The sequence below is a fragment of the Acetivibrio straminisolvens JCM 21531 genome, assembly GCF_000521465.1.
Lineage (GTDB): Bacteria > Bacillota > Clostridia > Acetivibrionales > Acetivibrionaceae > Hungateiclostridium > Hungateiclostridium straminisolvens.
This window is the reverse complement of record NZ_BAVR01000183.1, coordinates 1-687: the sequence shown is the minus strand read 5'-3', so window position 1 is coordinate 687 and position 687 is coordinate 1. Positions and strand designations below refer to the sequence as shown.

Sequence of the window (687 nt, the reverse complement as noted above, 5' to 3'; positions counted from 1 at the left end):
TGTTTGGTGTAAAATAAAAATGCAGCAAGTTGCCACATAAAAGTACAACAGTTGAGTTGGCAATAATTCAAATATTTTACAACAAAATCACATCTATGAACTGATCACTGTTATAGATTCCATCATCGATAACAGGTATAGGAAAATCACTTCTGATAATAGGATGGAAAAAACAAAATAGCCATTGCCAGCACCCCATAAAAATAGTACTTTTAGTTGTCCAAATACTAAAGGGGGGTATTAGAAAGGATGCTGACTATGACTGATATAAAGTATATCAAAGATTTATTCGAAAAGAAAGGCCTATCTCTTAGGGAAATTACAAGAGTAACCGGACATAATTTTAGAACAGTCCGGAAATATATTGATAAAGAGGATTGGTCACAACCTCTGGTTAATAGAACAAGGGAATCTTTGATTAATAAATATAAAGCAGATATTGATGAATGGCTGGAGAGTGACGTTGATGCACCAAGAAAACAGAGACATACGGCAAAAAGAATTTTTAACAAACTGAAGCATAAATACAATAATGAATTTAACTTGTCCTACCGAACTGTTGCAAGGTATGTAAGCCTTAAAAAGAAAGCTTTGTATCAAGACACTGATGGATATATACCTTTGGAACACCCTACTGGTGAGGCACAGGTTGATTTTGGCAGAGCTGCTTTTTTTGAAAACGGTATT

Annotated in this window: 1 pseudogene; it reads left to right on the top strand. The window is 34.2% G+C overall.

Features of this window, described 5'->3' with window-relative positions:
* Positions 1-249: 249 nt before the first annotated feature.
* A pseudogene (locus tag JCM21531_RS17390) lies at positions 250-687 on the top strand (IS21 family transposase); the annotation flags it as partial.